The sequence below is a fragment of the Streptomyces sp. NPDC001393 genome, assembly GCF_053597455.1.
This window is the reverse complement of sequence record NZ_JBSFIH010000032.1, coordinates 17,670-39,800: the sequence shown is the minus strand read 5'-3', so window position 1 is coordinate 39,800 and position 22,131 is coordinate 17,670. Positions and strand designations below refer to the sequence as shown.

Sequence of the window (22,131 nt, the reverse complement as noted above, 5' to 3'; positions counted from 1 at the left end):
TCCGCGATCAGGCGGGCGCGTACACCCGGTGGACGAACTCCGCGAGCTTGTCGTCGCTGAGGTGCCGGGCGATGTCGGTCTCGCTGATCATGCCGATCATGCGCTTGTTCTCGACCACCGGCAGGCGCTTGATCTGGTGGCCCTCCATCTCCCGCAGAGCGTCCGAGATGTCGGCGGCGGCGTCGATCCAGCGCGGCGTGCCCTCGCACAGGTCACCGCACGTCATCCGCGCGGGGTCATGGCCCGAGGCGACACACTTCACCACGATGTCGCGGTCGGTGATGATGCCGCACATACGGTCGCCGTTGGCCGGGTCGCTGACCGGAAGTGCGCCCAGTCCGTGGTCCCGCATCATCTGCGCGGCCCGGTCCAGCGTCTCGTGCCGGGGTATCCACTGGGCGCCCCGGCTCATGATGTCCTTCGCAGTCGTCATCGCTCGTCCCTTCACGGCTGTGCCGGTGCGAGCCGTCAGCCCGCCCGGGAATCCTGGGTCCTCGAAGTGGATCGCCGCGGCCTCCGGCCGACGGAGGCCGCCCGGATCCGGACGTTGCGCTCCCTCAGGTAAGTGACCAGGTCGGTGCGCAGATAGCGCCGGGCCGCCTCGGCCGCCTCCCGCGGGGTGCGCTCGCCCATCAGCACGCACAGGGTGTAGCCCGAGTCCTCGAGGGCGGCACGCGAGGCGAGATCGGCGGGTGCCGCGACCGTGGCCCGCTCGCACAGTCGGTAGCGCCGCAGCAGGCGGCGTACTTCGGATTTCGCCGGCAGGAGCATGGTGCAGTTCACCACCCCAGGGGGCTCGGCGGACTTCCGCTGGTGGCGCCGATGCCGCGGCGCACGAACCCCGTCCATGGCCCGAACAAGGCCTTCAGCCATGGTGCACGAGGTGCGTGGCGCTGTCTTGTTGGCGTTTCAATCGGCTTGCCCGGTCAGCCCGCCGAGAGTGGCCCTGTCCTGCGTCCCCGCCCCCAGGGAACGCGGTGGCGGCGGTGACGGTGCCGGTGGGTACCACCCGCGGCCGTCATCGCCAGGCCCAGGCAGAAGATGAGCGCCAGCGCGAGGCCCGAGCTGAACAGCGCGAGGCCGTTCATCGTGGCGATGTCATGGCCGAGGACGGACACGGTGTACCCGGGCCCGCCGGACAGGTTGCCGATGATCGCCAGGGCCGTGAAGGCACCCGCGCCCACGAGCAGGAGCAGTCCGAGGAACAGCATCGGGGTCATCTCCTCAGGAAACGTCTGCCACCGCACGGGTACCCGCGACTCTCCGGCCATACCCCCACTGCACCGTGTGACGCCCGGCGCCCGCGACCTCACCGGCCCCCGCCCGCAAACCCCTCGACGCCGAGCGTGCCGTCGGCCTCCAGGCCGATGTGCAGGCCGCGGCTGAGCCGGTCGAGGGTCGAGCGCAGCCATGCGCGGTCCCGGTCCTCGGCGGGCTCCAGCCGCATCCGCCGCGCCTGCCACGGGAAGATCCGCAGGCCGGTCGCGCGCCCCGTGTCCGCCTCGACCGAGACGAGGTAGCCGAGCCGGAGGTCGTCGCGGTACTCCTCGTAGCCCGAGATGCCCTCGTAGTCGTCGATGAAGTCGCCGCAGCCGTAGAGGATCAGCCGGTCCCGGTAGAGCTCGACGGGGCGGGGATGGTGCGAGGAGTGCCCGTGGACGATGTCGACGCCGCCGTCGACCAGGGCATGCGCGAAGCGCGTCTGCTCGCGGGGGACGAGATAGCCCCAGTTGGAGCCCCAGTGCACCGACAGGACCACGACGTCGCCCGGTTGTCCGTCCCGCCGCACCCGCTGCAGGGCCGCCTCGGCCGCCGCCGCCGACAGCTCGTGGGCGTAGGCGACGCCGGGGAGGTCCGTGGTCGCAGCCCAGTCGGGCGGGATGCCGCTGGACAGTGCGCCCAGGGCGTGGACCAGGATGCGACGGCCGGGCCCGACAGGGATGGCCACGGGGGCGTAGGCCTCCTCGGCGGTACGCCCCGCACCCACAGCCCGCAGGCCCGCACCGGCGAGTGCGTCCAGCGTTTCCTCCAGCCCCGGCCGGCCGAAGTCCAGCACGTGGTTGTTGGACAGGACGCACACATCGGGCCGGGCCACCGTCAGGGCGGGGAGATTGGCCGGGTGCATCCGGTAGTGCACCGCCTTCCCCGGCATGAACGCGTCACTGCACGTGACAGCCGTCTCCAGATTCACGATCCGGGCATCCGGCGCGACCTCGTCCAGCAGCCCCAGCGCCTCGCCCCACGGCCAGGCCGGGTCGACCGGCGCGGGGATCGGACCGCTGACCGCCTCGGCCAGTTCCACGTACGACCGGGCATCCGTGACGTAGCCCTCGCGCAGCACCGGACTTCCGGGGTGCGGGAGGATCTGGTCGACGCCGCGCCCGAGCATCACGTCACCGCACAGAAACAGCGTCACCACACCGCCGCTCATACACCCACCCTAGGCGCACCCTAGGCGACCCTAGGCGGCGTCCCCCGGACACGGTCCGGCCCAGCGTCCGTGTGAGCAGACGGCATACGAGCAGAAGGCGTCGGCCTGTCGGATTCACTTCGCACGGGACGAACTTGTCCAGACACCTTTTCTCCACGAGGCGATCGAACGAAGTTCTCTCGGGCGTACCGGTGAGCGCCCTAGAGTCGGCGCTGTCATGTACGCAACCGGAGCGTCCGGTCGCGCCCCGGGGACTACCCCACCTCACCAGGAGAGCGCATGGTCTCGCGTCGTACAGCTACCGCCCTCACCTCCGCAGCGGCAGCTCTGCTGCTCGGCTTCAGCGGCTACGCGGCCCCCGCCGCGAGCGCGGGCACCGGCACCGGCCTCTCGGTGTTCGCCTGGAACGTCGACCTCGGCACCGCGATCGTCGACAGCACCCAGAACGAGAAGGCGGCGCAACGCACCCCGACCATCGAGTCGATCATCCGTCAGCACAGCGCGGACGTCGTGGTGCTGGACGAGGACTTCAACAACAGCGCGACCGCCGACATCACCAGCAAGCTCGCCGACCTCTACCCGTACCACACCCCCGTCGTCGGCCAGACCTGTTCCGGCGGCGGCTGGACGGGCATCAGCGGTGACTGTTCCAACTCGTGGTTCGTCATCAACGGCGGCACCATGATCCTCTCCAAGTACCCGATCACCGCCCAGTACGCCCATGTCTTCAGCAACTCCACCTACGGCACCTGGGACTACCACGCCAACAAGGGCGCGGCGCTGGTGCAGATCCAGAAGGACGGTGTGAAGAGCTGGGTGGTCGGCACCCATCTGCAGGCCGACGAGTCCGACACCTCCACGGACACCACACAGTCCACCCGGCTCGCCCAGCTCGGCGAGATCCGCACCTGGGTGGACGGCATCGCCGGCTCGACCGCGCCGGTGCTGATCGGCGGAGACCTGAACGTGGAGTACTACGGCGGCTCGTCGCGCGGTGACTACACCAACGCCCAGACCGCGGTGAACGGCGTGCTCGGCACCCCGGCCACCGACTCCGGTCAGCCCCTGAGGACCATGGACTGCCCGGTCTCCGCCTGGTGCCAGTACATGTCCGGCATCGAGTCCTTCCCGAAGGACTACCGGGACGACCTCGACTACATCGGCTATCTCAACGCGCCGGGCCGCCCGACGCCGACCGCGCTGCCCACCGTCCAGGTGGACTTCGATCCGCAGTCCGGCTGGACCGCGGGCCAGACCGACACCAACGCTCCGAGCGACCACTACCCGGTCGAGGCGACCTTCCAACTCGGCTGACGGCGGGCGCGTCCGACCGGCCGGACCGCGGAGAACCCCCGGGACACCGACGCCCGGGGGTTCGGGAATCAGGTTGTGCGGTGAACGGTCCCCGCCCTGACACGCCTTCACTGAAAGACTCGACATTGCGCGTCAACGACGGCTCACGCGGCATCGACCCGGTCTTCGAACAGGCTCGGCGCCGTCTGCGCCTCGGGGATGGCGACGATGAATTCAGGACATCGGTGGGCCCGCCTCGACGCGGCGCAGCACCGGTGCCAGACGGTCCAGGTCGGGGCCGGTCTGGACCTGCCGCTCGTCCCACCAGGTGGCGCCGGCGTCGTACAGCGGACCGATCACGTCCCTGGCCCTGGCCGGGTCCGGCGGCGTGGCACCGCCGAGCACGAACTCGAAGGGGCGCTCGCTTCCGGCCGTACGCTGCTTGCGCACGTAGCCGACCAGTTCCCGTACCTCCGCCGCATCCGGCACATGCCCGTGCCGGGCCGTCTCGAAGAGCGGCACCGCGCCGTCCCACCGCGCCGCTCGGCGCATGGGCGGGCGGCGCGGCCAGAACCCGCCGATCCACACCGGCGGTCCGGGCCGCTGCACGGTGGCGGGCACCAGCGTCACGTCCCGCGCCTCGTAGTGCCGGCCGTGGTGGTTCACCGGCTCGCCGGACCACAGCCGCCGCAACAGCTCGAGTCCCTCGTCCAGCCGCCCGGCGAGGAGGCGTGGATCGGTGGTGTCGCCGAAGCTGCCGTACTCGTCCTCGATCGGCCCTCCCAGGCCCGCGGCGAAGATCACCCGGCCGCCGCTGAGATGGTCCAACGTGGCCACCTGGCGGGCGAGTTGCTGCGGACGGTAACGCGGGACCGGCGTCAGCAGGGTGCCGAGCCGGATCCGGGAGGTCGCCAGTGCGGCGGCGGTCAGCAGCATCCAGGGGTCCCCGAAGGGACGGTCCTGGTGGTGCCGGTGCAACACGTGGTCCCAGACGAACAGCCCGTCCCAGCCCGCCGCTTCGGCCGCAGCCGCCACGGTCGCGACGTTACGGGGATCGGCGAAGTCGCCGAAGTTGGGGATGTTGATGGAGAACCGCATCCCAGCAGGATGCGCGCCCGGCGGCGGAGGGGCAATCCGGTTTACGCCCCGGCGACTTGGGGGCCGCCCGGCCCGGCGTACGGTATCGGCCCGCGCCACCGGTCACGGCCGGTTCCTCAGAGTCGGGGGACGGTGGAGCCGCCGCCCGCCCTGACCGCCTCCACGGCAGCCTGATGCAGGTGCCGGCTCTGCACCTCGGAACGGCAGGGCACAGGGCTTCCGGTCAGGGTGAACCATTCGGAGGTGCCCGTGTACTGGACCGACACGTCGGCCTCGTTGCCGTCCCAGGTGGTGTGGACGGTCAGGTCGCCGACGACGATCCCCGCCTCCTCGGTTCGCGTGCCGCCCGGGCCGGTGAAGACCCCGGGGGTGGTCCATGATGCCCAGACCATGACATCAGCCTCCCTTCATGAGCGAGCGGCCCCGTGAGCCGAACCGCTACGGAATGACGATTCCGCGTGCCTGTGCCGCGCGGCGCGGTGGCAGCCCGTCCAGGGCGGCCCGTGCGGGATGCCGGTCGCCGGACTCGGCGCGGGTGTGCAGGCCTGCGGCGGCGGCCACGTAGTGCCGGGCCGTGAGCAGGCCGACCAGCCGCCCGCGTGAATCCGTGACCGGCAGGGCGTCGAGGTGTTCCTCGGTCATCACGGCTGCCGCCCGCAGAACCGACTCCTCGGGGTGGACCGTGACCGTCCGCCGCGCGTGCACGAGCTCGCGGACCTTGCTGCGGGACAGTGTCGCAGCCGCGGCGGCACAGGCCACCGCGACCTCGGCGCGGTCCAGCACCCCGGCGCAGCAGCCGTCCGCACGGACCACCGGGAGCTGACACTGCTCGGACCTCTCCATCACCTCCCAGGCCATCAGCACGCTCTCGTCGTCGCCGACCGAGTACGGGGCGGCATCCATCAGACTCCGCACCGCGAGTTGCTCGTCCATGGTCGCCTCCTCGTGGCCCCTTTCACCCTCGCCGGACGGGTGGCCCCTGTCATGGGGCCGCATGGCCTCTTCCGGTCCGTTGGCCTCACGCTCGGCCATGGGTCTCCTCCTCGCAGTGGCGGGTCAGCCGTGTGCGACGACCGCGACGGAGGCGGCGACGTGGTGGATGGCGGCGTGCGTGACATGGCCGATGCGGGCGCCGAGGAAGCCGGTGCGGATACGCCGGCCGACGACGGCCAGTGAGGCGTCGCGGGAGTCCTCGACGAGGTTCTGTGCCGCGCTGCCGCTCCGGCTCGCCTCGATCACCTCCACGTCCGGGAACTTCTGCCGCCACGGTCGCAGCACCTTGCTCATCAGGTCGGCCTGTCCGCGCGCCGGCGAGTCGTCGAGCGCGGTGTCACCGGCGAAGCGGTGGAAGGAGGTCGGTGGCTCGGGCCGGCTGTGGACGACCCGCAAGGGGGCTTTCCGACGTGCGGCGGCGTCGAAGGCGAACTCCAGCAGGGTGTCGTTCGGATCGTCGATGTCGAGACCGAGCACGACGGGCCGGAAGGGCGCCGCAGTGGGCGGCACGCCCGCGCGCTGCGTCTCGTGCTCGGCCGAGGCGTGCTCCCCTGCCCGCACCAGCACCACCGGACGCTCGGCGCGGGCCACGACGGCCAGGCTCACCGAGCCGCCCAGGAACCCACCGACCGCCCCGAGTCCCCGTGAGCCGAGCACCAGCAGTTCGGCTAGACCCGCCGCCTCGCACAGGGTGTCGGCGACCGTTCCGGTGAGCTGCTCGACGACCACCGCGATGCCCGGGTGACGCAGCCGGATGCCGTCGGCGGACTCCCGCACCATCTGCTCGGCCCAGTGCTGGTAGGTCTCGGGGGCCAGCAGCGGGTTCTGGGCCAGGTGTCGGGGCACCGGCTCGCTGACGTGCACGATCTTCAGCGGCAGGCCGCGCAGCAGCGCCTCGCGCGCCGCCCACTCGGCCGCGGCCCGGCTCTCGGGCGAGCCGTCGATGCCGGCCATGACGGTTCCGGGCATGGTCTCCGCCTCCAGGGTGAGGGTTTCCGTCTCCAGGCCGGCGCCGCGCCGGGGGCGGCATCAGGGGCCGCATGACCCCGGCGGGGGCCGACCGGCGTCCGGGGGGGGTCGGCCGGGTCTTTGAGGCCGGCCTGCTCGGCGGCGGGGCCCTGGAGGACTTCGCGCAGGCGCAAGCGCTCATGACCGGCCTCCTTCGGCACCGCGTGCGGGCAGGACGTACGTGCGGCCCTCCCGGCCCCACTCCCCGAACTCGGGGGTCAGACCTGCGTCCATCGCACGGAGGCAAGGGCGGCCGATGTGCGCGTACACCAGGCGCCCGACCCGGTTTCCGGCCGCCTCCGCGCCGACGTCCCGTACGGGTGCGTGCCCGCCCACTCCGCCGCGGAAGCGGATGGGGCGGTCCCAGGACGAGGCTTCGGCGAACATCAGATCCGCCTCGGCGGCCCAGGCCGGGAAGGTCCGGAACTCCGGTGCCCACACCACCTCCCCCGGCTCCGACTCGATGCGGTACCCGCAGGTGGGGTGGGAGGTGTGCGCGACCGGCAGCGCGCGGATGCGCAGCTCGCCGAGGTCCAGGTCCGTCATGTGCGGCACCAGCCCGCGCGCGGCGGCGAGGCGCCGCAGGGCGGAGCGCAGTTCGGCGTGCTCATCGGTGACGAGCCAGGCGTCCAGCCGGCCCTCGGGGGGCTCCGCGCCGGGACCGCCGTCGAACGCGACGCGCCGGAGGCCGTAGGCGACCAGCAGGCCGGCCGGGGCGAACCGCGGGGACGCCATGGCGCCCACACCCAGCAGCGTGAGCCGGAGCCGGAGCGTCATACCCGTCACCTCCCGGGAACCCTTCACTGACGGTGCAGTACGACCTTCAGGGCGCCCGTGCCGACGCCGCGCGCGAACACGTCGTACGCGTCCTCCATCCGGTCCAGGCCGAAGGTGTGGGTGACCAACCCGGCGACGGGCAGGCGCCGGAACCTCATCAACTCGAGCAGCCGCGGGGTGGAGGACGTGTCCACCTGGCCCGTGCTGATCGTCACGTTCTTGCGCCACAGGGACTCGAGATGCAGCGTCACCGGTCTGCCGTGCGCACCGATGTTGGCGATGTGCCCGCCCGTGCGGACCGCTCGGGTGCACAGGACGAAGCCCTCCGGTTCCCCGGACGCCTCGATGACCACGTCGGCGCCGGGTCCCTCGGACAGTTCGGCGAGCATCCTCCCCGGTGACTCGGCGGCATCGGCGCCCACGCGGACGGCGGTCTCCAGCCGGGCGCCGGCCAGGTCCACCGCGATGATCCTGCGGGGAGAGTAGAGCCGGGAGGTGACCACGGCCGCCAGGCCGACGGGTCCCGCGCCCACCACGACCACGGTGTCCCCCGGCGACACACGGCCGTTGCGCACCCCGACCTCGTAGGCGGTCGGAAGGAGTTCGGCGAGCAGCACCGCGTCGTCGAGCGGGACGTCGCAAGGGCATCGGGTGGTGGACTGATCGGCGAAGGGAACCCGTACCAACTCGGCATGGGTCCCGTTGATCAGGCCTCCCAGAAGCCATCCGCCGCCCCCGGCGCACTGGCCGTACATCCCGTCGCGGCACGCCCAGCACCCGCCGCAGGCCGAGACCGACGACACGATCACCTGGTCGCCGGGACGCAGGTGATGGACCTCGCCACCGACCTCCACGACCTCGCCCACGGCCTCGTGACCGAGGACCGTTCCCGGCTTCACCTCGGGGAGGTCCCCGCGGAGGATGTGGAGATCGCTGCCGCAGATGGTGGTGGCGTCGACGCGCACGACCGCGTCGGTCGGCTCCTCGATCACAGGATCGGGGACCGTGTCCCACGAGGTCTCCGCCGGGCCGTGGTAGACGAGCGCTCGCACGGTGCTCACTTCCTCGCTCTTCCCTCCTCCACGGTCACGCCCACGGGTCTTCCGGGCAACACGACCGCCCGCCGACCCCGGCCGGCCTTGCCTCCGGGGCGGAGGGGGACAGGTGCGAAGCGTCCATGAGGCGGGCGGGCCCGACGCGTGGCAGGTTGGATACGGCAGCACTCTGCGGATAGGGCGGCGATCATGCGAGCTCACCTCGGCGACCAGCTCATCGTGGAGAGTCCGGCGACCGGTGCCACCAGGCGCGACGGCGAGATCATCGGCCTGCACCATGCGGACGGCACGCCTCCCTACGACGTGCGCTGGTCGGACACGGACGAAGTGACCCTGGTGTTCCCCGGACCCGACGCACACATCCGCCCGCTGCACCACGAACAGGCCCCGACCGCGCACGAGCCACCACGGGACACGGGTGACATGACCACCCTGTCCCGCACCGCTCCACCCTCAGGGGCGGCCAACCCCGGTGACATCGGCCGGCGCGTGGCCCTCGAACGCAGGAGACAGGGCCTCAGCCGCGAGGAGACGGCCGGACGTGCGCGGATGTCGCCCGACTATCTGGCGTACCTCGAGGAACGGCCCGCCGATCCGACCCTGGCGACGCTCGTCAGGCTGGCCGACGCGCTGGGCACCACGGTCGCCGCCCTGCGCGGCGGGGGCATCGATCTCCCACCCGGCCAGGGCCACGCACTGCTCCGTCCCGAATTGCGCGACCTCGCCCCGGAGGAATGCCGCTCACTGCTGTCCACGCACGGCGTGGGGCGTGTCTCGGTGTCGACGGCAGACGGCCGGCCGGCGGTCGTCCCGGTCAACTACGACGTCGTTGACGACGCCATCGTGTTCCGGACCGCACCCGACTCCGTGGCCGCGGCGGCCGCCGAACGGGAGGTCGCCTTCGAGGTCGACCACCTGGACGAGGCCCTGAGCCAGGGCTGGAGCGTCCTCGCCGTCGGCCGGGCGAGCGTCGTGACGGACCCGGCCACCGTACGGGCACTCACCCGGCGCGCCCACACCCCGCCCTGGGCGGGCGGCGAGCGCGAGATGTGGGTGTCGATCCGGCCCACGAGCCTCACGGGCCGCAGGATCACTCCGGCCGGGCGGTAGACGCCGCCGGCCCCGGCCGACGGCCCGGACGAGGTGAGTCCGGGGCCGGTGGGATGTTCTGGTTGGCGTGGAACAGGTTGTCCGGGTCGTAGGCGCGCTTGACCGACGCCAGCCGGTCGTAGTGGCCGCGATAGGTGGCCCGCACCCGGTCCTGGCTCTCCTCGGAGCCGATGAAGTTGACGTAGGAGCCGCCCATGGAGTGCGGGTGCAGGTCGGTCCAGTAGTCGACGCACCACTGCCGGATCCCTTCCGCGTGGGCGGGGTCAGGGTCGATGCCGGCGACCACACCCGACCAGCGGGCGTCCCGGTAGGCCCACGCGGTGCCGTCCGCGTCGGCGTCATGGGCCGCCCCGTCCACCGGGTACAGGTGCATGGTCGACAGGCCGGTCGGGATGTTCTGCCCGTACCTGTGGTGCACGTCGATCGCGGCGTCGGAGATGGCCTCGAAGAAGTCGCCGCGCCAGTACCACTGCAGTCCCTTGCGGAGCAGTTCGTCGAACATGGTCTGGAGGGCAGGGTAGGGCATCGGGGTGGCGAAGTGGAAGGCCGGCCGCGCCGGCTCGTTCACCACGGCGAACACCTCCGCCAGGTGTTCTTCGGAGAGGTCGCCCGTGTAGCACCACACGACACCGCACATCTTCTGCCCGTGGATCGGCTCGGGGAAGGGCGGGCCGGGCGGTACGACGAGGAGGGCGAAGAAACCGCTGAGCACGTCCGGCGCGGCGGGCAGGAACTCCCGGTACCAGCGCAGCACTTCGGGGGTGCGGTCGACCGGCCACACCGTCACGGCGACCCCGACGGTGCCGGCCGGGTGCAGCCGGAAGGTGAACGACGTCACCACGCCGAAGTTGCCGCCCCCGCCCCGCAACGCCCAGAACAGCTCCGGGTGGCTCTTCGGGGACGCGGTGACATAGCTGCCGTCGGCGAGGACGACGTCTGCCGACAGCAGGCTGTCGACCGTCAGGCCGTATCTGCGGGTCAGGTGGCCGTGCCCGCCGCCGAGGGTGAGACCGCCGACGCCCGTGGTCGACATGATCCCGGACGGTACGGCGCGCCCGACGGCGTGGGTCGCGTGGTCGACGTCTCCGAGCAGGCTGCCGCCGCCCACCTGGACGGTGTCCGACTCCGGGTCCACCCTGACCCAGCGCATCGGGGACAGATCGAGGACGAGTCCGTCGTCGACCAGGCACAGACCCGGGCCGCTGTGGCCGCCGCCGCGCACGGCGAGCTCGACGCCGGTGTGCCGGGCGAAGGAGATCACCGCCTGCACGTCCGCCAGGTCCACGCACTGGGCGAAGGCGGCCGGCCGCCGGTCGATCATGGCGTTGTAGATGCTGCGGGCCGCGTCGTAGCCGGGGTCACGCGGTGTGATCACGGATCCCCGCAGTGCCTCGCGCAGACCGCCGAGGGCCGTCGCGTCGATGGTGTTCATGGCCGGGTGCCCTTGGTAGCCACATAGTAGACGTTGATCGGGTCGCCCTCCACCGACTTGACGTCGACGGTCCCGAACCCCGCCTCCCGGAGCATCCGCAGGGCCGTTTCCCGGCCCCACACCGTGCCCAGACCGGCACCGCCCGTGCTGAGCGAGGTCGTCATGCAGTAGAAGACGGAGAATCCGTAGAGCGCGGGGCCGAGGGGATGGCCGATGTTCTGCTCGAGTCGGCTGGAGGCGGCGATGTCACCCATGAGGAACGTGCCAGCGGGGCGCAGGGCGCGGGCGATGGCCGTGAGGGTCTCGGCCGGCCGGGCCAGGTCGTGGATGACGTCGAAAGCGGTGATGAGGTCGTACTCGCCGGTGATCTGTGTCGCGTCGGCGACGATGTGGTCCAGGTTGTGCAGACGTGCACAGGCCGCCTCGGCCCGTGCCGCCCCGATCGCCGCCTCCGACTGGTCCAGGCCGAGGAAGCGGCTCGCGGGAAACGCCTTCGCCAGCACGAGCGGGGCATGGCCCTGCCCCGTGCCGACGTCGAGCACGTCGATGCCGGACCGCAGGCGCTCGGGCAGCCCCGGCACCAGCGGCACGATCACATCGACCAGGGCGACGTCGTAGATCCGGGCGGTCTCCTGCGCCCGCAGCGCCTGGAAGCGCGGATACGCCGAGTACGGCACTCCTCCGCCCCGGCGGAAGCACTGCACGACCTGTTGCTCGACCTCGCCCATGAGCGCGACGTACGGCATCATGGCGGCCACGTTGTCCGGGCCCCGCCGCCGTGGTCAGTGACGCGGCGTGCTCCGCCGGCAGCACATAGGTGTCCCTCGCGGGGTCGTACTCGACGAGTCCGCCGACGACCATGCCGCCCAGCCACTCCCGCACATACCGTTCGTCGAGGTCCGCCGCCCTGGCCAGGTCGGCGCTGGACGACGGGGGCAGGCCGGCCAGGGTGTCGAACAGGCCGCACTGGTGACCGACGCTGGTGAGCAGGGCCAGTGCCGCCTTGTTCAGGACGTCGACCATCTCGGCCGCGAACGCCTCCTGCCGGGCGGGGTCCGGTGGCGCCTGCCGCTCCTGGGAAACCGACATGTTTCCTCCTTAACCGGTGAGGTGCGGCGATCTTCACCGGGGGTGCGGTGACACACTGCCCGCGAATCCGCCCATTCATCAGGCTATGCCCGATGGGATCTCCGGTCTTTGCGAGGGCGCGCGGGAACGGCGAGGGCCCCTGGCGGCGTGCGGGCGGCCAGGGGTCCTCGTTGGGTCAGTCCGCGTCAGCCGTCGGACTCCGACGACGGGATGTAGGCACCCGGCACGTCGTTCGGCGCGTAGATCTTCTTCTCGCCGGGGTACGGCGTCGTCCAGTTGTGCGTCTGATACCACGTGAGGTGGTTCAATTGCGCGGGGTTGGCGTAGTCGGGAACGGCGTTCGGCCCGGTCAGCCGCTGCTTCGCCTTCCAGCTGTCCCACTCGGCGGCCAGCTTCCGCATGTCCGACGGGACCTTCGCCGACGGCACGGCCGCCGCCTTGAGGTCCTGCTTCGCCGGGGTGTCCACGCCGCAGGACGGCGGCGTGCTCAGACCGTCGGTCAGCGAGGTGCGGTTGGGCAGCGCCGTGAACGGCGTGTAGTCCGGGTGCTGGGTGAAGGCGCCCCGCATCGGGGTGGCCGCGGTGTCCTTCTGGTTCATCGGGCGGATCCCGAGGATCTGCTCGATGGTGCGGATCATGGTGATCTGCGAGTAGTAGTGGCTGTCGACCTTGTCGTGCTGGGCCCAGGGGCTGATGATCTGGATCGGCGCCCGGTGCCCGTCGACGTGGTCGAGACCGGCCTGGGAGTCGTCCTCGACGACGAAGATCGCCGAGTCCTTCCAGTACTTGCTGTGCGAGATCTCGTCGACGATCCTGCCGGTCGCGAGGTCGTTGTCGGCGACCTGGGCGGCGGGGCTGGCCGGACCACCGGTGTGGTCGCTGGAGAGCCAGAACATGTTGAGGTTCGCCGGACCGTTCTTCTCGAAGTCCTGCTTCCAGATCTGCTCCCGGTAGACGTCCGGGACGCTGGTGTCGAACTTCGGGAAGCCGGGCACCGACACGCTGTTGAGCGACGGGATCGGCGAGGAGGAGTTCAAGGGGTAGGCGGTGCCCTGCCCGGTCGCCGCCATGTTCTTGGCGTCGCAGTACAGGTTCTGCCAGCTCGCGCCGGACGGCTTGGTCAGGAACTGCTGGAACTCGCCGAAGTCCCGCACGGTCTTGCCCGCCGCCTGTGCGCCGGTCCACAGGAAGCCGGTCTTCTGGTGGCCGAGCGCGTCGTCCTCGGTGTCGTAGCTGCGCTGGTACTCACCGGCCGAGGACTCGGTGTACTCGGGATTGTCGGCCTGCATCAGCCAGTTGTGGCCCTCGGCCGAGTTCGTGCCGATGTCGTAGGTGTTGTCGTAGAGCCCGAACTGCTCGGCGAGCGCGTGCTGGTTGGGCGTGACGTTCTCACCGAACTGGGTCAGCGACGGGTCGCCGTTGCCCTTCGCGATGTCGCCGTAGACCTGGTCGTAGGTCCGGTTCTCCTTGACGATCAGGAAGACGTGCTTGATCGTCGAGCGGTCGCCGAGCCGCGCCGGGACCGGCACCGGCTTGGCGTTGCTGTGCTTGTCGGCGTACCTCACCGAGCCTTCGGTCCAGCCGTTCTGCTGGAAGACCTTGGCGGTCTCGGACCGGATGACACGGTCGCTGGGCAGCGCGAACTGCGTGAGGCTGGAGGTCGTGTCGTGGGTGCCGTGGCCGGCGCTGTCGGGGCGGCGGGCGTCCACACCACGGGTGTTGGAGACGACCACGGTCTTGCCCACGGTGGTGATCTCCGCGGGGAAGTAGTCCGTCGGGAGCAGGCCGACGTAGGAGACCGGTTCCTGCGGGGAGGTGTAGCGGTAGACCGCGACGGCGTTGGCGCGGCCGAGCGTCACCAGCAGATGGCCGTCGTCGGTGAGCGTCACCGCGTTGGGCTCGTAGCCGACCGAGGCCTCCGGCCACGGCTGGGTGGAGATGGTCTGTACGACCTTGTCGTTCCTGGTGTTGATGACCGACACGTTGTTGTCGGCGGTGTTGGTGACGAACACCGCGCCGTTCTTGGCGTACACGGCGGTCGGGTGCAGACCGACGTCGATGGTCCCGACGGCCGCGGAGGGGTTGGCCAGGTCGATGACGCTGACCGTGCCGGTGGTGGTGGCAGCGGTCTTGGGGTCGGCCGGCACCTGGGTGCCGTAGGAGTTGATCGTGGTGTCGCCGGTCCTGGCCGGACGCCCGCCCTCGTTGCTGACGTAGAGCTTGTCGCCGACCTGGGCCATGCCGCGCGGGGCGTTGCCCACGGTCCAGCTCTGCTTGACGGCGCCGGTGGCCGCGTCGATGGCGACGACCCGGTTCTGGCCGTTGACCGCCGAGTACACGGTGGAGCCGTCCGCGGAGAACACGGCCGCGCTCGCCAGGGCGTGCTTGGTGCCGTCGGCCGGGATCGGGACGGTCACCGGGTCGGCGAGGGTGCCGTCGGCGTTCACCGTGAACTTCGTGTAGCCGTCGGTCTGGCCCAGCCAGAGCTGCTTGCCGTCGGGCGAGTACGTCGGGCCTTCCTGGCCGACAGAGCCGTTCTTGATGCGCAGGTCGTCCGCCGCGTTGGTGCCGACCTTCTGCTTCACCTGCCCGGTCTTGAGGTCCACGACGACCAGTGCGGCATCGCCGTCGGCGACCGCGGCCGCGAGGTGGCTGCCGTCCGGGCTGACGGTCGAGGACATGATCTTGCCGTCGTTGATGACCAGCCGGCTGCCGTACGGGGAGATGTACTGGTCGCCGGAGACGACCTGGCCCTTGTCGGTGACCTGGCCGACCTGGTCGGTGCCGAACTGGTGGGTCGAGGCGACGGCCGTGCCGGTGGCCAGGGCGACCGTGGTGATGCATGCCGTGAGCAGCGCTGCCCGGCGGCCGACCCGTCTGCCGAGCAGGTCGAAGTACTCCCTCTCGACGTGCCGGCGGCGGCGCGTTATCTGCATGACGTCATCCCTTCGGGGAGGTGGAGAGAAGTCCGACGCTGCCGTCGAACTGCCAGAGGGGGTTGGGTGCGTCTCCGGTCGAAGTCCGCACCAGGAAGTAGCCGTTCACTTCCTTCGGTCCGTCGCCGTCGGCCACGAACCGCCCGTCCGCGGTGATGTCGAGCTGGTAGACGGCCTGCCCTGCGGTCTGGGTGCCGGGCAGATGCCAGGAGACGACGCAGCGCCAGTCGTTGCCGGCGCCCTCCGCGCCGTCCGCGACGCCGCCCTTGGTGCAGGCGGCCGTTGACTTCAGCTGTGCCTCGGTGACGGCCGGCCGGTTGAGCTGTGCGGTCTGCATCCGGTACAGGTGCGCGAAGGCAGTGGCGAGCGAACGCTGAACCTTGTCCTGCTGGATCCCGGAGCCGGTGCTCGCCCCGGTCACCGCCGCGACCACGGCGACCGTGACGGCGACGAGCCCGGCGAGCGGAAGGAGTCCGGCGGTGACCGCGCGGCGGCCCGAGCCGTCGTCGGTCGGGTTGGAGAAGTCGCGCCGCAGGAAGAGCAGACAGGCCAGCGCCGTCGCGACGACCGCCCACACCAGGCTGACGACGATGCCGATGATCAACGGGCCGAGTTGTGCCGGGCTGGTGAACAGCCCGTTCCAGGCGATGAACGCCCAGCTGGGCAGCGCGAGTCGTACGGCGACGGGGAGCGGCAGCATCTGGGCGAGCTGCATCGCGAGCGCGACGACCGCCGGGAGCAGCAGGCCCATCGGGGACCGCCCCAGCACGACGGACCCGAGGAGGCCGATCCCGGCCAGAGCCAGCGTCGGGGCGAGCACACAGGCCCAGGCGAGCAGCACCTTGCCGGCGGCGTCCCCCGGGGCCAGCAGATGGCCGTCGAGGCCGACCAGCGGGTGGTTGCCGACCGCCGCGAGGCCGCCGACGGTACTCGAGCCGGCCAGCCCGGCCACGAGCAGCAGGATCACGGTGGCACTGGCCAGCGCCTTCGCCACGAAGATCCGGCGAGGCGAGCGGATCGCCACGAGCAGGTGACGCCAGGTGCCGAGCCGGTCCTCGGAGGCGAAGACGTCACCGGCGACGACGGACGTCAGCAGCGGCAGTGCCCAGGTGCCCGAGAAGCCGAGGATCACCAGGGGTCCGGCCCAACCCGTGGCGAGCATCCAGCGGCCGAAGAGGGTGTCGGCAGGGAGGGTGCTCTGCTGGCTCACCCCGGCGACGAAGAGCGCCGGCGCGATCCAGCAGGCGAGGACCAGCAGGCGGATCCGCCATTGCGAGACGAGCTTGACGAGTTCGAAGCGGTAGGCGCGGGCCACGGAGACGCGGTCGGTGCCGGTAGTGGGGGTGGTGGCGGCGACGGTTGCGGTCGCGGTCATCGGCCGGCCTCCTGCGGCTGGGCATCGGTCACCCGCGGCCGGGTGCCGGTGTTCTGCTGCTGCTCGGTGAGGGCCAGGAACGCGGCCTCGAGCGGGGACACCACGGGGGCGAGTTCGCGCAGGGCGATGCCCGACTGCACGAGCCGCACCACCAGTTCGTCGAGGGCCGGCACCAGGGCGCGTACGACGAGCCCGTCGGCCCCGTGACGTCCCGCGGCCTCGTCGACGAGACGGACGCCGGGCATGCCGGCAGCCAGCCCGCGGGCGGTCTGCGGGTCGGAGGTGAGCAATCGGTAGTCGAGTTCACGGTTCTCGGCGGCCAGCTTGTTCAGCGGCCCGGAGAACACGACCCGTCCGGTGGCGAGGATGGTGACGTCGGAACACAGCGCCTCGAGGTCGTCCATGCGGTGGCTCGACAGCACGACGCTCGTCCCCCCGGCGGCGAGCCGGGCGAGGACGCCGTGCACGTGCTTCTTCCCGGCCGGGTCGAGGCCGTTGGACGGCTCGTCGAGCACGAGCAGCCGGGGCTCGGTGAGCAAGGCGGCGGCGAGCCCGAGCCGTTGCCGCATGCCCAGGGAGAAGCCGCGGATCTTATCGTCGGCGACATCGGTGAGCCCGACCTGGTCGAGTACGTCGTCGATGCCCGCCGTGCGCGCGTCCCGGCCGCGCAGTGCGGCGAGCGCACCGAGATTCTGCCGGGCGGTGAGCGAGGGGTAGAGCCCCGGCCCGTCCACGAACCCGGCGACGCCGTCGGGAGCGGCGAACCTCCTGCCCACCGGCGCACCGAGGATCTCGAGTCGGCCGCTGTCGGCCACGGCCAGGCCGAGCAGGAGCCCGAGAAGCGTCGTCTTGCCGGCACCGTTCGGTCCGACCAGGCCGTGGATCTGTCCCTGCGCCACATCCAGACCGATGCCGTCGAGTGCGACGACATCGCCGAAACACTTGGTGATCCCGCGCGCCCGGATCGCGAGGAGTGAGTCCATGAGCCCCTTCTTTCGAAAGCCTCAAGGACCCTAAGGAGAGGACACCACACTCACAGGAATCGCCAGTTGAACGCTCAGGGAACGGAAGAAAACAGGCATGCGCCGCGCCGATAACCGGTAGATTCCTCAACTCCTCGGGTTTACAGGCAGCCTGACTGTACGTCAGTGATGCAGGGCGACGTCAGAACACCGCGCACACCTCCCCCACCTCCTCCCCGCCACCCAGCACCGGCGTACGGCCGACGCGGTCCACGACGGGTGCCGTCACCCCCATCCGGCGCAACGCACGGGCCAGGACGGGGCCCAGGGCCCGGACTCCACCGTCCTCGACCTTCAGGGCCAGGGAACGACCGTCGGCCAGGGCCAGGGCCTGCACGGCTTCGGCGCCGACCTTTGACAGGGCGCCCGGTATGTCCCGCATGAGCCAGGTGTCGTGACGGCGGGTGCCGGCGACGTACTCGGGGTGGGCCCGCATGGCGTCGGCGACCCGGCGTTCGGGTGTACCAGGTGCGGCGACGACGAAGGAGCGGAAGGCGCGGGCGAGGCCGGTCAGGCTGATCGCCATCAGCGGCGCCCCGCAGCCGTCCACACCGACGGCGGCCACCCGTTCACCCGCCGTCTCCTCCACGACCGCGCGGATGACGCGCTGGAGCGGATGGTCCGGGTCGAGGTAGGAGTCCAGCGGCCAGCCCCGCAGCGCGGCGGCCGCCAGCATCGCCGTGTGTTTGCCGGAGCAGTTCATGGCCACGCGCTCACGCCGGCCGCCGACCGCCAGGCAGGCCTCCAGCTCCTTCTGGTCCAGCGGGAGGGCGGGCGGGCACTGAAGGTGCTCTGGGGACAACCCGTGCTCGTCGAGCATCGCGCGCACCAGGTCGCGATAGAACGCCTCGCCGGAATGACTCGCGGCGGCCAGGGCCAGCCGTTCTCCCCCGAGGTCGAGGCCGGCCCGCAGCACGCCCGCCGCCTGCATGGGCTTGTTGGCGGAACGTGGGAAGACGGGGGAGGTCACGTCACCCACCGCCCACTCCACCGTGCCGTCCGCGGCGAGCACCACCACGCTGCCCCGGTGCCGCCCCTCGACGAATCCGGAGCGGACGACCTCGGCGAGGACCGGGGCGCTCGACGTGCTCGCGACGGGGGTGGTGAGGGTGGGCTCGGACATCGGCGGTCACCTTCCGGACGGGAATCGGCTCGGACCCGCCCGGCCGTCCCGGGATCGCCGGATGGGCCGGCCGATGAGCGGGTCGCTCCGCACCGTACCCGGGCCCGAGTCGCCCACCGCAGGCAGTCGGCATGACGCTCCGCTGTGCGCGCCGTCGCACCGGGCGTGACCGGCTTTCCCGTCGGTACGAAGTCCGAGAAATGGACCTGGCCGGTCGGTCACGGCGGACGGGTCGAGCAGCCCGCAGGCCATGAACGCCACCCGCGTGCAGGCGACAGTCGCCCGCTGCACCCGCAGGACCTCGACCGCGCCATCTAGGTTGGGGCCATGAGTCATGACTGGCGCACGGATCGGATCGGGGCTGCGCTGCGGGGCGAGAACCCCACGGTGCTACGGCGGCTTCGGGCGGGGTTCGCGGTGATCGGCGACGTGCAGTTCCTGCCCGGATACTCGGTCCTCCTGGTGGACGAGCCGGGTGTGCACCGGCTGTCCGACCTGCCGAAGGCCAAGCGGCTGGCGTTCCTGTCCGACCTGGACCGGCTCGGAGAGGCCGTCGAACGGGCCTGCCGGCGGCTGGACCCCGCCTTCCTCAGGGTGAACCTGGAGATTCTCGGCAACACGGACCCGTTCCTGCACGCTCACGTCTGGCCTCGGTTCGGGTGGGAGCCGCCCGAGGCGGTCGGGAAGCCCGTATGGCTGTATCCGCCGGAGCGGTGGCGGGACGAGCGGTTCCGGCTCGGCCGGCGGCACGACGCGCTGCGGGATGCGATCGGAAGTGAGCTGGACCGCCTCGGCTCCAGTGCCTGACGGGTGTGCGCGCCGATGCCGGGCAGGAAGGGGCTCGGCATCGGCGCACGGCTCGCGGACTCAGTTCAGCGTGAGCGTCGCGGAGTCGTTGCGGCCGTTCGGGTCGAAAGCCGGCCGTCTGGAGTGCGCCGGATCCGGGCCCCAGACCAGCTGGACGCCGCCCTTGGCATGCGTGACGACGTCGTCCACCCGGAGGGTCAGGCTGAAGTCGGTGACCTGCCCCTTGGGCAGGACGATGCCGGGCGGGCCGCAGACATACGGGCCGTGGTCCTTGGCCGTCGCGTTGTTGTCCTGCCACGGCCTGCAGTTGGCCGAGTGACCGACGACGGTGGTGCCGGACGGCGGCGTCACCCAGGCGGTGGGCACACCCTCACCGCCGCTGCGGTCGTACAGGGTGGCCGGGCCGTTGGCAGACAGGTGGAAGGCGAAGGCCGCCTTCTCGCCCTGCCCGGCCCGCGCGCTCGCTCCGGTGACCCCGAAGTCGGCGGTGTTGTGGGCCTGGAGGGAGGTGATCCGGTAGTCGGTGGTGTTGTCGGACTGCGGCAAGGAGACGGAACCGGCCGGGGCCGAGGACGTCCGGCCCGCCTTGATCACCTTCAGCTCGAGACCGGCCCCCTTGCCCCAGGTCCACTTGAGGCCCTGGTCGTCCGGCCAGCCCGGCTGACCGAGCGGCGCGGTCATCGTGTCCAGGTACGTGAACAGCGCGGCGGAGTTCACCCGCAGACGCACCGGTGCGGCCAGGGCGGCCGTCTCTCCGATGTTGATCGCGCCCTTGGGGTAGCACTCCGCGAAGTGGATCGTGCCGTTGTACGCGTACTTGCAGTTCGCGTGGTGGTCGGCGAAGTCCAGGCCGGGTGAGGCGGCCAGGACGGTCTGGACACCCTTGGCCGGCCGGTTGCCCACGTTGGTGAACCGGACCGGTTCGCTGACGGTGCTGCCGACCTTCAGGCCGGTGTGGTCGGTGAGCTCGGCGAGGCCGAAGGAGGGACCTCCCACCTCGACCCTGCCGGTGCCGCCCACGATCTGCGCGTGCGCGGACCTGCCGGTGACCTTGTACGTGCCCGTGGCACCGAGCGCGGCGCCCTTCAGCGGGGTCAGGGTCAGCCGGGTCTCGGACCCCATGTGGGTGGTGGGCGAGGAGTCGGACTGGAACATCTCCGAGCACGTGGCCACCAGGCCCTTGGCCGTGCAGTTGTCCGAGAAGGTCACCTTGGCGATCTTCGACAGGCCCCGGGCGTCCACGGTCAGCGTGGCGTCGTACGCCTGAAGGTTCTTGGCCTTTGTCTGAAAGGTGAAGGACACGTCCGCCGTGGCGGGCGCGGCCGGCAGGGCCACCGGCACGGGACTGTCGAGGGTGATCACCGGCCGGCCGGTGACGGCGCCGGCCGGGGCGGTGCCCAGCAGCGCGGCGGCGAGCCCAGCAGTGGATATGAGCGCTGCGGCCGTCCCGGTGAGGGATCTTCGTCTCATCTATGTCCTTTGGTCGGAAGGAGTTTCACGACGATCGACTGAACGATCGGCTGAACGGTCAACTGAACGATCAGCCGGACCTTATCCCCTGTGTTACGCCCCTGTGACACCGAACGGACAATTCGAAGATCAGAACCTGTCAGGCTCGGCTACACCGAACGACCTGACCAGTCCTTGTTCCTGGGGGAATTCAGCCATGACCACCCGTACCCGCACCATGGCGGCCGCCATCGCCGTGGCCGCAGCCGTCACCGGCACCGCACTGCTGGGCGCCTCCGGCGCCGCCTCGGCCGCGCCCACCGCCTCGCACGGCACCCTGACCGTCAGCAACGGCACCAAGTACGTGCTGATCGGCGGCCACAAGGTGAACTTCGGCGTGCCGGTCCGGGACCTCGCCTGGTCTCCGGACGGCAAGAAGGCCGCCTTCGTGGACGGCTCCGGCAACCTGGACATCGCCAACCCCGACGGCAGCGGGCGCGTGGTCGTCGCCAAGAACCCCGGCAACCAGAACTGGTCCCACCCGACCTGGCAGGTGGCCGCGAAGGACACCCAGAACGGCATCCCCGCCAAGGACAACCTCATCTTCGCGGCGCGCGCGGGCGGTGTGTCGCGGCTGAAGTACATCTCCGCCAAGTCCGTGGGGGGCACGCCCAAGACGCTGTCCCTGTACGGCGAACCGGGTCCGGGCGGTGCCCTGCCGCAGACCGGCAACGTCTGGCCGAACGCGGCCGGCCACTACGGCACCGCAGTGTACGCCAACGACCACGACGGCACGGTCTACATCCGCGACGACTACCTGCGCCAGCAGGGCAGCAAGCTCACCAAGGGCTCCGAGCCGGCCCTGTCCCCGAACGAGGAGGAGGTCGTCTTCGTGCGCTCGGTCGCCGGCCACGACCACGTGCTCGTGGAGGACTTCATGCACGGCAACCACATCAAGGACCTCACGCCGCACGCCACGACCGACTACACCGAGCCGGCCTGGTCCCCCGACGGCAAGACCCTCGCGGTGCGCACCCCGTCCGGCACGGTGACCCTGCCGGCCGACGGCACGGGTCGTCCGACGAAGGTCACCTCGACGACCGGCCTGGCGGCGTACCGCCCCTGACGCCGTA

The 22,131-nt window shown here is 71.2% G+C and carries 21 protein-coding genes and 1 pseudogene; 4 read left to right on the top strand and 18 right to left on the bottom strand.

Annotated elements, in window-relative coordinates; translation table 11 throughout:
* Positions 1-7: 7 nt before the first annotated feature.
* The 4 genes from ACWC2T_RS29150 to ACWC2T_RS29135 all read right to left on the bottom strand — a co-directional run bounded on the left by ACWC2T_RS29150 (position 8) and on the right by ACWC2T_RS29135 (position 2,431).
* A complete protein-coding gene (locus ACWC2T_RS29150) occupies positions 8-433 on the bottom strand; it encodes a CBS domain-containing protein (protein WP_450673322.1) in 426 nt (141 codons plus the stop codon).
* 35 nt (positions 434-468) lie between these two features.
* A complete protein-coding gene (locus ACWC2T_RS29145; protein ID WP_450673321.1) occupies positions 469-771 on the bottom strand; it encodes a DUF5133 domain-containing protein in 303 nt (100 codons plus the stop codon).
* A gap of 155 nt (positions 772-926) precedes the next feature.
* Positions 927-1,220, bottom strand: a complete 294-nt coding sequence (locus ACWC2T_RS29140; protein ID WP_450673320.1) for a hypothetical protein — start codon at positions 1,218-1,220, stop codon at positions 927-929.
* A gap of 89 nt (positions 1,221-1,309) precedes the next feature.
* Positions 1,310-2,431, bottom strand: coding sequence for a CapA family protein (locus tag ACWC2T_RS29135; RefSeq protein WP_450673319.1), 1,122 nt, complete (start codon positions 2,429-2,431; stop codon positions 1,310-1,312).
* A 279-nt stretch (positions 2,432-2,710) separates the two neighbouring features.
* Here ACWC2T_RS29135 and ACWC2T_RS29130 point away from each other — a divergent pair, with 279 nt between their 5' ends.
* Positions 2,711-3,745: a sphingomyelin phosphodiesterase gene (locus ACWC2T_RS29130; RefSeq protein WP_450673318.1), complete on the top strand. Its 1,035-nt coding sequence runs from the start codon at positions 2,711-2,713 to the stop codon at positions 3,743-3,745.
* 213 nt (positions 3,746-3,958) lie between these two features.
* On the opposite strand, the gene ACWC2T_RS29125 is transcribed toward ACWC2T_RS29130, so the two are convergent.
* The 6 genes from ACWC2T_RS29125 to ACWC2T_RS29100 all read right to left on the bottom strand — a co-directional run bounded on the left by ACWC2T_RS29125 (position 3,959) and on the right by ACWC2T_RS29100 (position 8,652).
* Positions 3,959-4,822, bottom strand: coding sequence for an LLM class flavin-dependent oxidoreductase (locus ACWC2T_RS29125; protein ID WP_450673317.1), 864 nt, complete (start codon positions 4,820-4,822; stop codon positions 3,959-3,961).
* Positions 4,823-4,938: 116 nt separating this feature from the next.
* Positions 4,939-5,214, bottom strand: a complete 276-nt coding sequence (locus ACWC2T_RS29120; RefSeq protein ID WP_450673316.1) for a hypothetical protein — start codon at positions 5,212-5,214, stop codon at positions 4,939-4,941.
* A gap of 46 nt (positions 5,215-5,260) precedes the next feature.
* A complete protein-coding gene (locus ACWC2T_RS29115) occupies positions 5,261-5,854 on the bottom strand; it encodes a CBS domain-containing protein (protein WP_450673315.1) in 594 nt (197 codons plus the stop codon).
* 24 nt (positions 5,855-5,878) lie between these two features.
* Positions 5,879-6,784 (bottom strand): universal stress protein, encoded by a 906-nt coding sequence (locus ACWC2T_RS29110; RefSeq protein ID WP_450673314.1) that lies wholly within the window; start codon positions 6,782-6,784, stop codon positions 5,879-5,881.
* Positions 6,785-6,961: 177 nt separating this feature from the next.
* Positions 6,962-7,600, bottom strand: coding sequence for a hypothetical protein (locus ACWC2T_RS29105; RefSeq protein ID WP_450673313.1), 639 nt, complete (start codon positions 7,598-7,600; stop codon positions 6,962-6,964).
* A 23-nt stretch (positions 7,601-7,623) separates the two neighbouring features.
* On the bottom strand, positions 7,624-8,652 hold the full coding sequence (locus tag ACWC2T_RS29100) for an alcohol dehydrogenase catalytic domain-containing protein (RefSeq protein ID WP_450673373.1): 1,029 nt from the start codon (positions 8,650-8,652) through the stop codon (positions 7,624-7,626).
* A 192-nt stretch (positions 8,653-8,844) separates the two neighbouring features.
* Between ACWC2T_RS29100 and ACWC2T_RS29095 the strand changes: the two genes are divergently transcribed.
* Complete coding sequence (locus ACWC2T_RS29095; protein ID WP_450673312.1) at positions 8,845-9,765, top strand: pyridoxamine 5'-phosphate oxidase family protein; 921 nt, start codon at positions 8,845-8,847, stop codon at positions 9,763-9,765.
* Here ACWC2T_RS29095 and ACWC2T_RS29090 read toward each other — a convergent pair.
* The 7 genes and pseudogenes from ACWC2T_RS29090 to ACWC2T_RS29060 all read right to left on the bottom strand — a co-directional run bounded on the left by ACWC2T_RS29090 (position 9,746) and on the right by ACWC2T_RS29060 (position 18,742).
* A complete protein-coding gene (locus ACWC2T_RS29090; RefSeq protein ID WP_450673311.1) occupies positions 9,746-11,197 on the bottom strand; it encodes an FAD-binding oxidoreductase in 1,452 nt (483 codons plus the stop codon). The two genes, ACWC2T_RS29095 and ACWC2T_RS29090, sit on opposite strands and share 20 nt — an antisense overlap.
* The gene (locus ACWC2T_RS29085) at positions 11,194-11,946 is read right to left on the bottom strand and encodes a class I SAM-dependent methyltransferase (protein ID WP_450673310.1); all 753 of its coding nucleotides are present in this window, start codon (positions 11,944-11,946) and stop codon (positions 11,194-11,196) included. The genes ACWC2T_RS29090 and ACWC2T_RS29085 overlap by 4 nt, the downstream gene beginning before the upstream one ends.
* 91 nt (positions 11,947-12,037) lie before the next feature.
* Positions 12,038-12,220, bottom strand: a pseudogene (locus ACWC2T_RS29080) (transcriptional regulator); the annotation flags it as partial.
* Between the two features lie 251 nt (positions 12,221-12,471).
* A complete protein-coding gene (locus ACWC2T_RS29075) occupies positions 12,472-15,222 on the bottom strand; it encodes an alkaline phosphatase family protein (RefSeq protein WP_450673309.1) in 2,751 nt (916 codons plus the stop codon).
* 4 nt (positions 15,223-15,226) lie between these two features.
* Entirely contained in the window at positions 15,227-16,597 is a 1,371-nt protein-coding gene (locus ACWC2T_RS29070; RefSeq protein WP_450673308.1) for an ABC transporter permease, read from the bottom strand.
* Positions 16,594-17,580, bottom strand: a complete 987-nt coding sequence (locus ACWC2T_RS29065) for an ABC transporter ATP-binding protein (protein WP_450673307.1) — start codon at positions 17,578-17,580, stop codon at positions 16,594-16,596. Before ACWC2T_RS29065 ends, ACWC2T_RS29070 begins: the two co-directional genes overlap by 4 nt.
* A 181-nt stretch (positions 17,581-17,761) precedes the next feature.
* Complete coding sequence (locus ACWC2T_RS29060) at positions 17,762-18,742, bottom strand: asparaginase (protein ID WP_450673306.1); 981 nt, start codon at positions 18,740-18,742, stop codon at positions 17,762-17,764.
* 327 nt (positions 18,743-19,069) lie between these two features.
* On the opposite strand from ACWC2T_RS29060, the gene ACWC2T_RS29055 reads away from it, so the two are divergent.
* A complete protein-coding gene (locus tag ACWC2T_RS29055) occupies positions 19,070-19,549 on the top strand; it encodes an HIT family protein (protein ID WP_450673305.1) in 480 nt (159 codons plus the stop codon).
* Positions 19,550-19,609: 60 nt separating this feature from the next.
* Here ACWC2T_RS29055 and ACWC2T_RS29050 read toward each other — a convergent pair whose 3' ends face one another.
* Positions 19,610-21,019 (bottom strand): hypothetical protein, encoded by a 1,410-nt coding sequence (locus ACWC2T_RS29050; RefSeq protein WP_450673304.1) that lies wholly within the window; start codon positions 21,017-21,019, stop codon positions 19,610-19,612.
* Between the two features lie 196 nt (positions 21,020-21,215).
* Here ACWC2T_RS29050 and ACWC2T_RS29045 point away from each other — a divergent pair, with 196 nt between their 5' ends.
* Positions 21,216-22,124 carry a hypothetical protein gene (locus ACWC2T_RS29045; protein WP_450673303.1) on the top strand — a complete coding sequence of 303 codons (909 nt, stop codon included), beginning with the start codon at positions 21,216-21,218 and terminating at the stop codon, positions 22,122-22,124.
* The last annotated feature ends 7 nt before the right edge of the window (positions 22,125-22,131 follow it).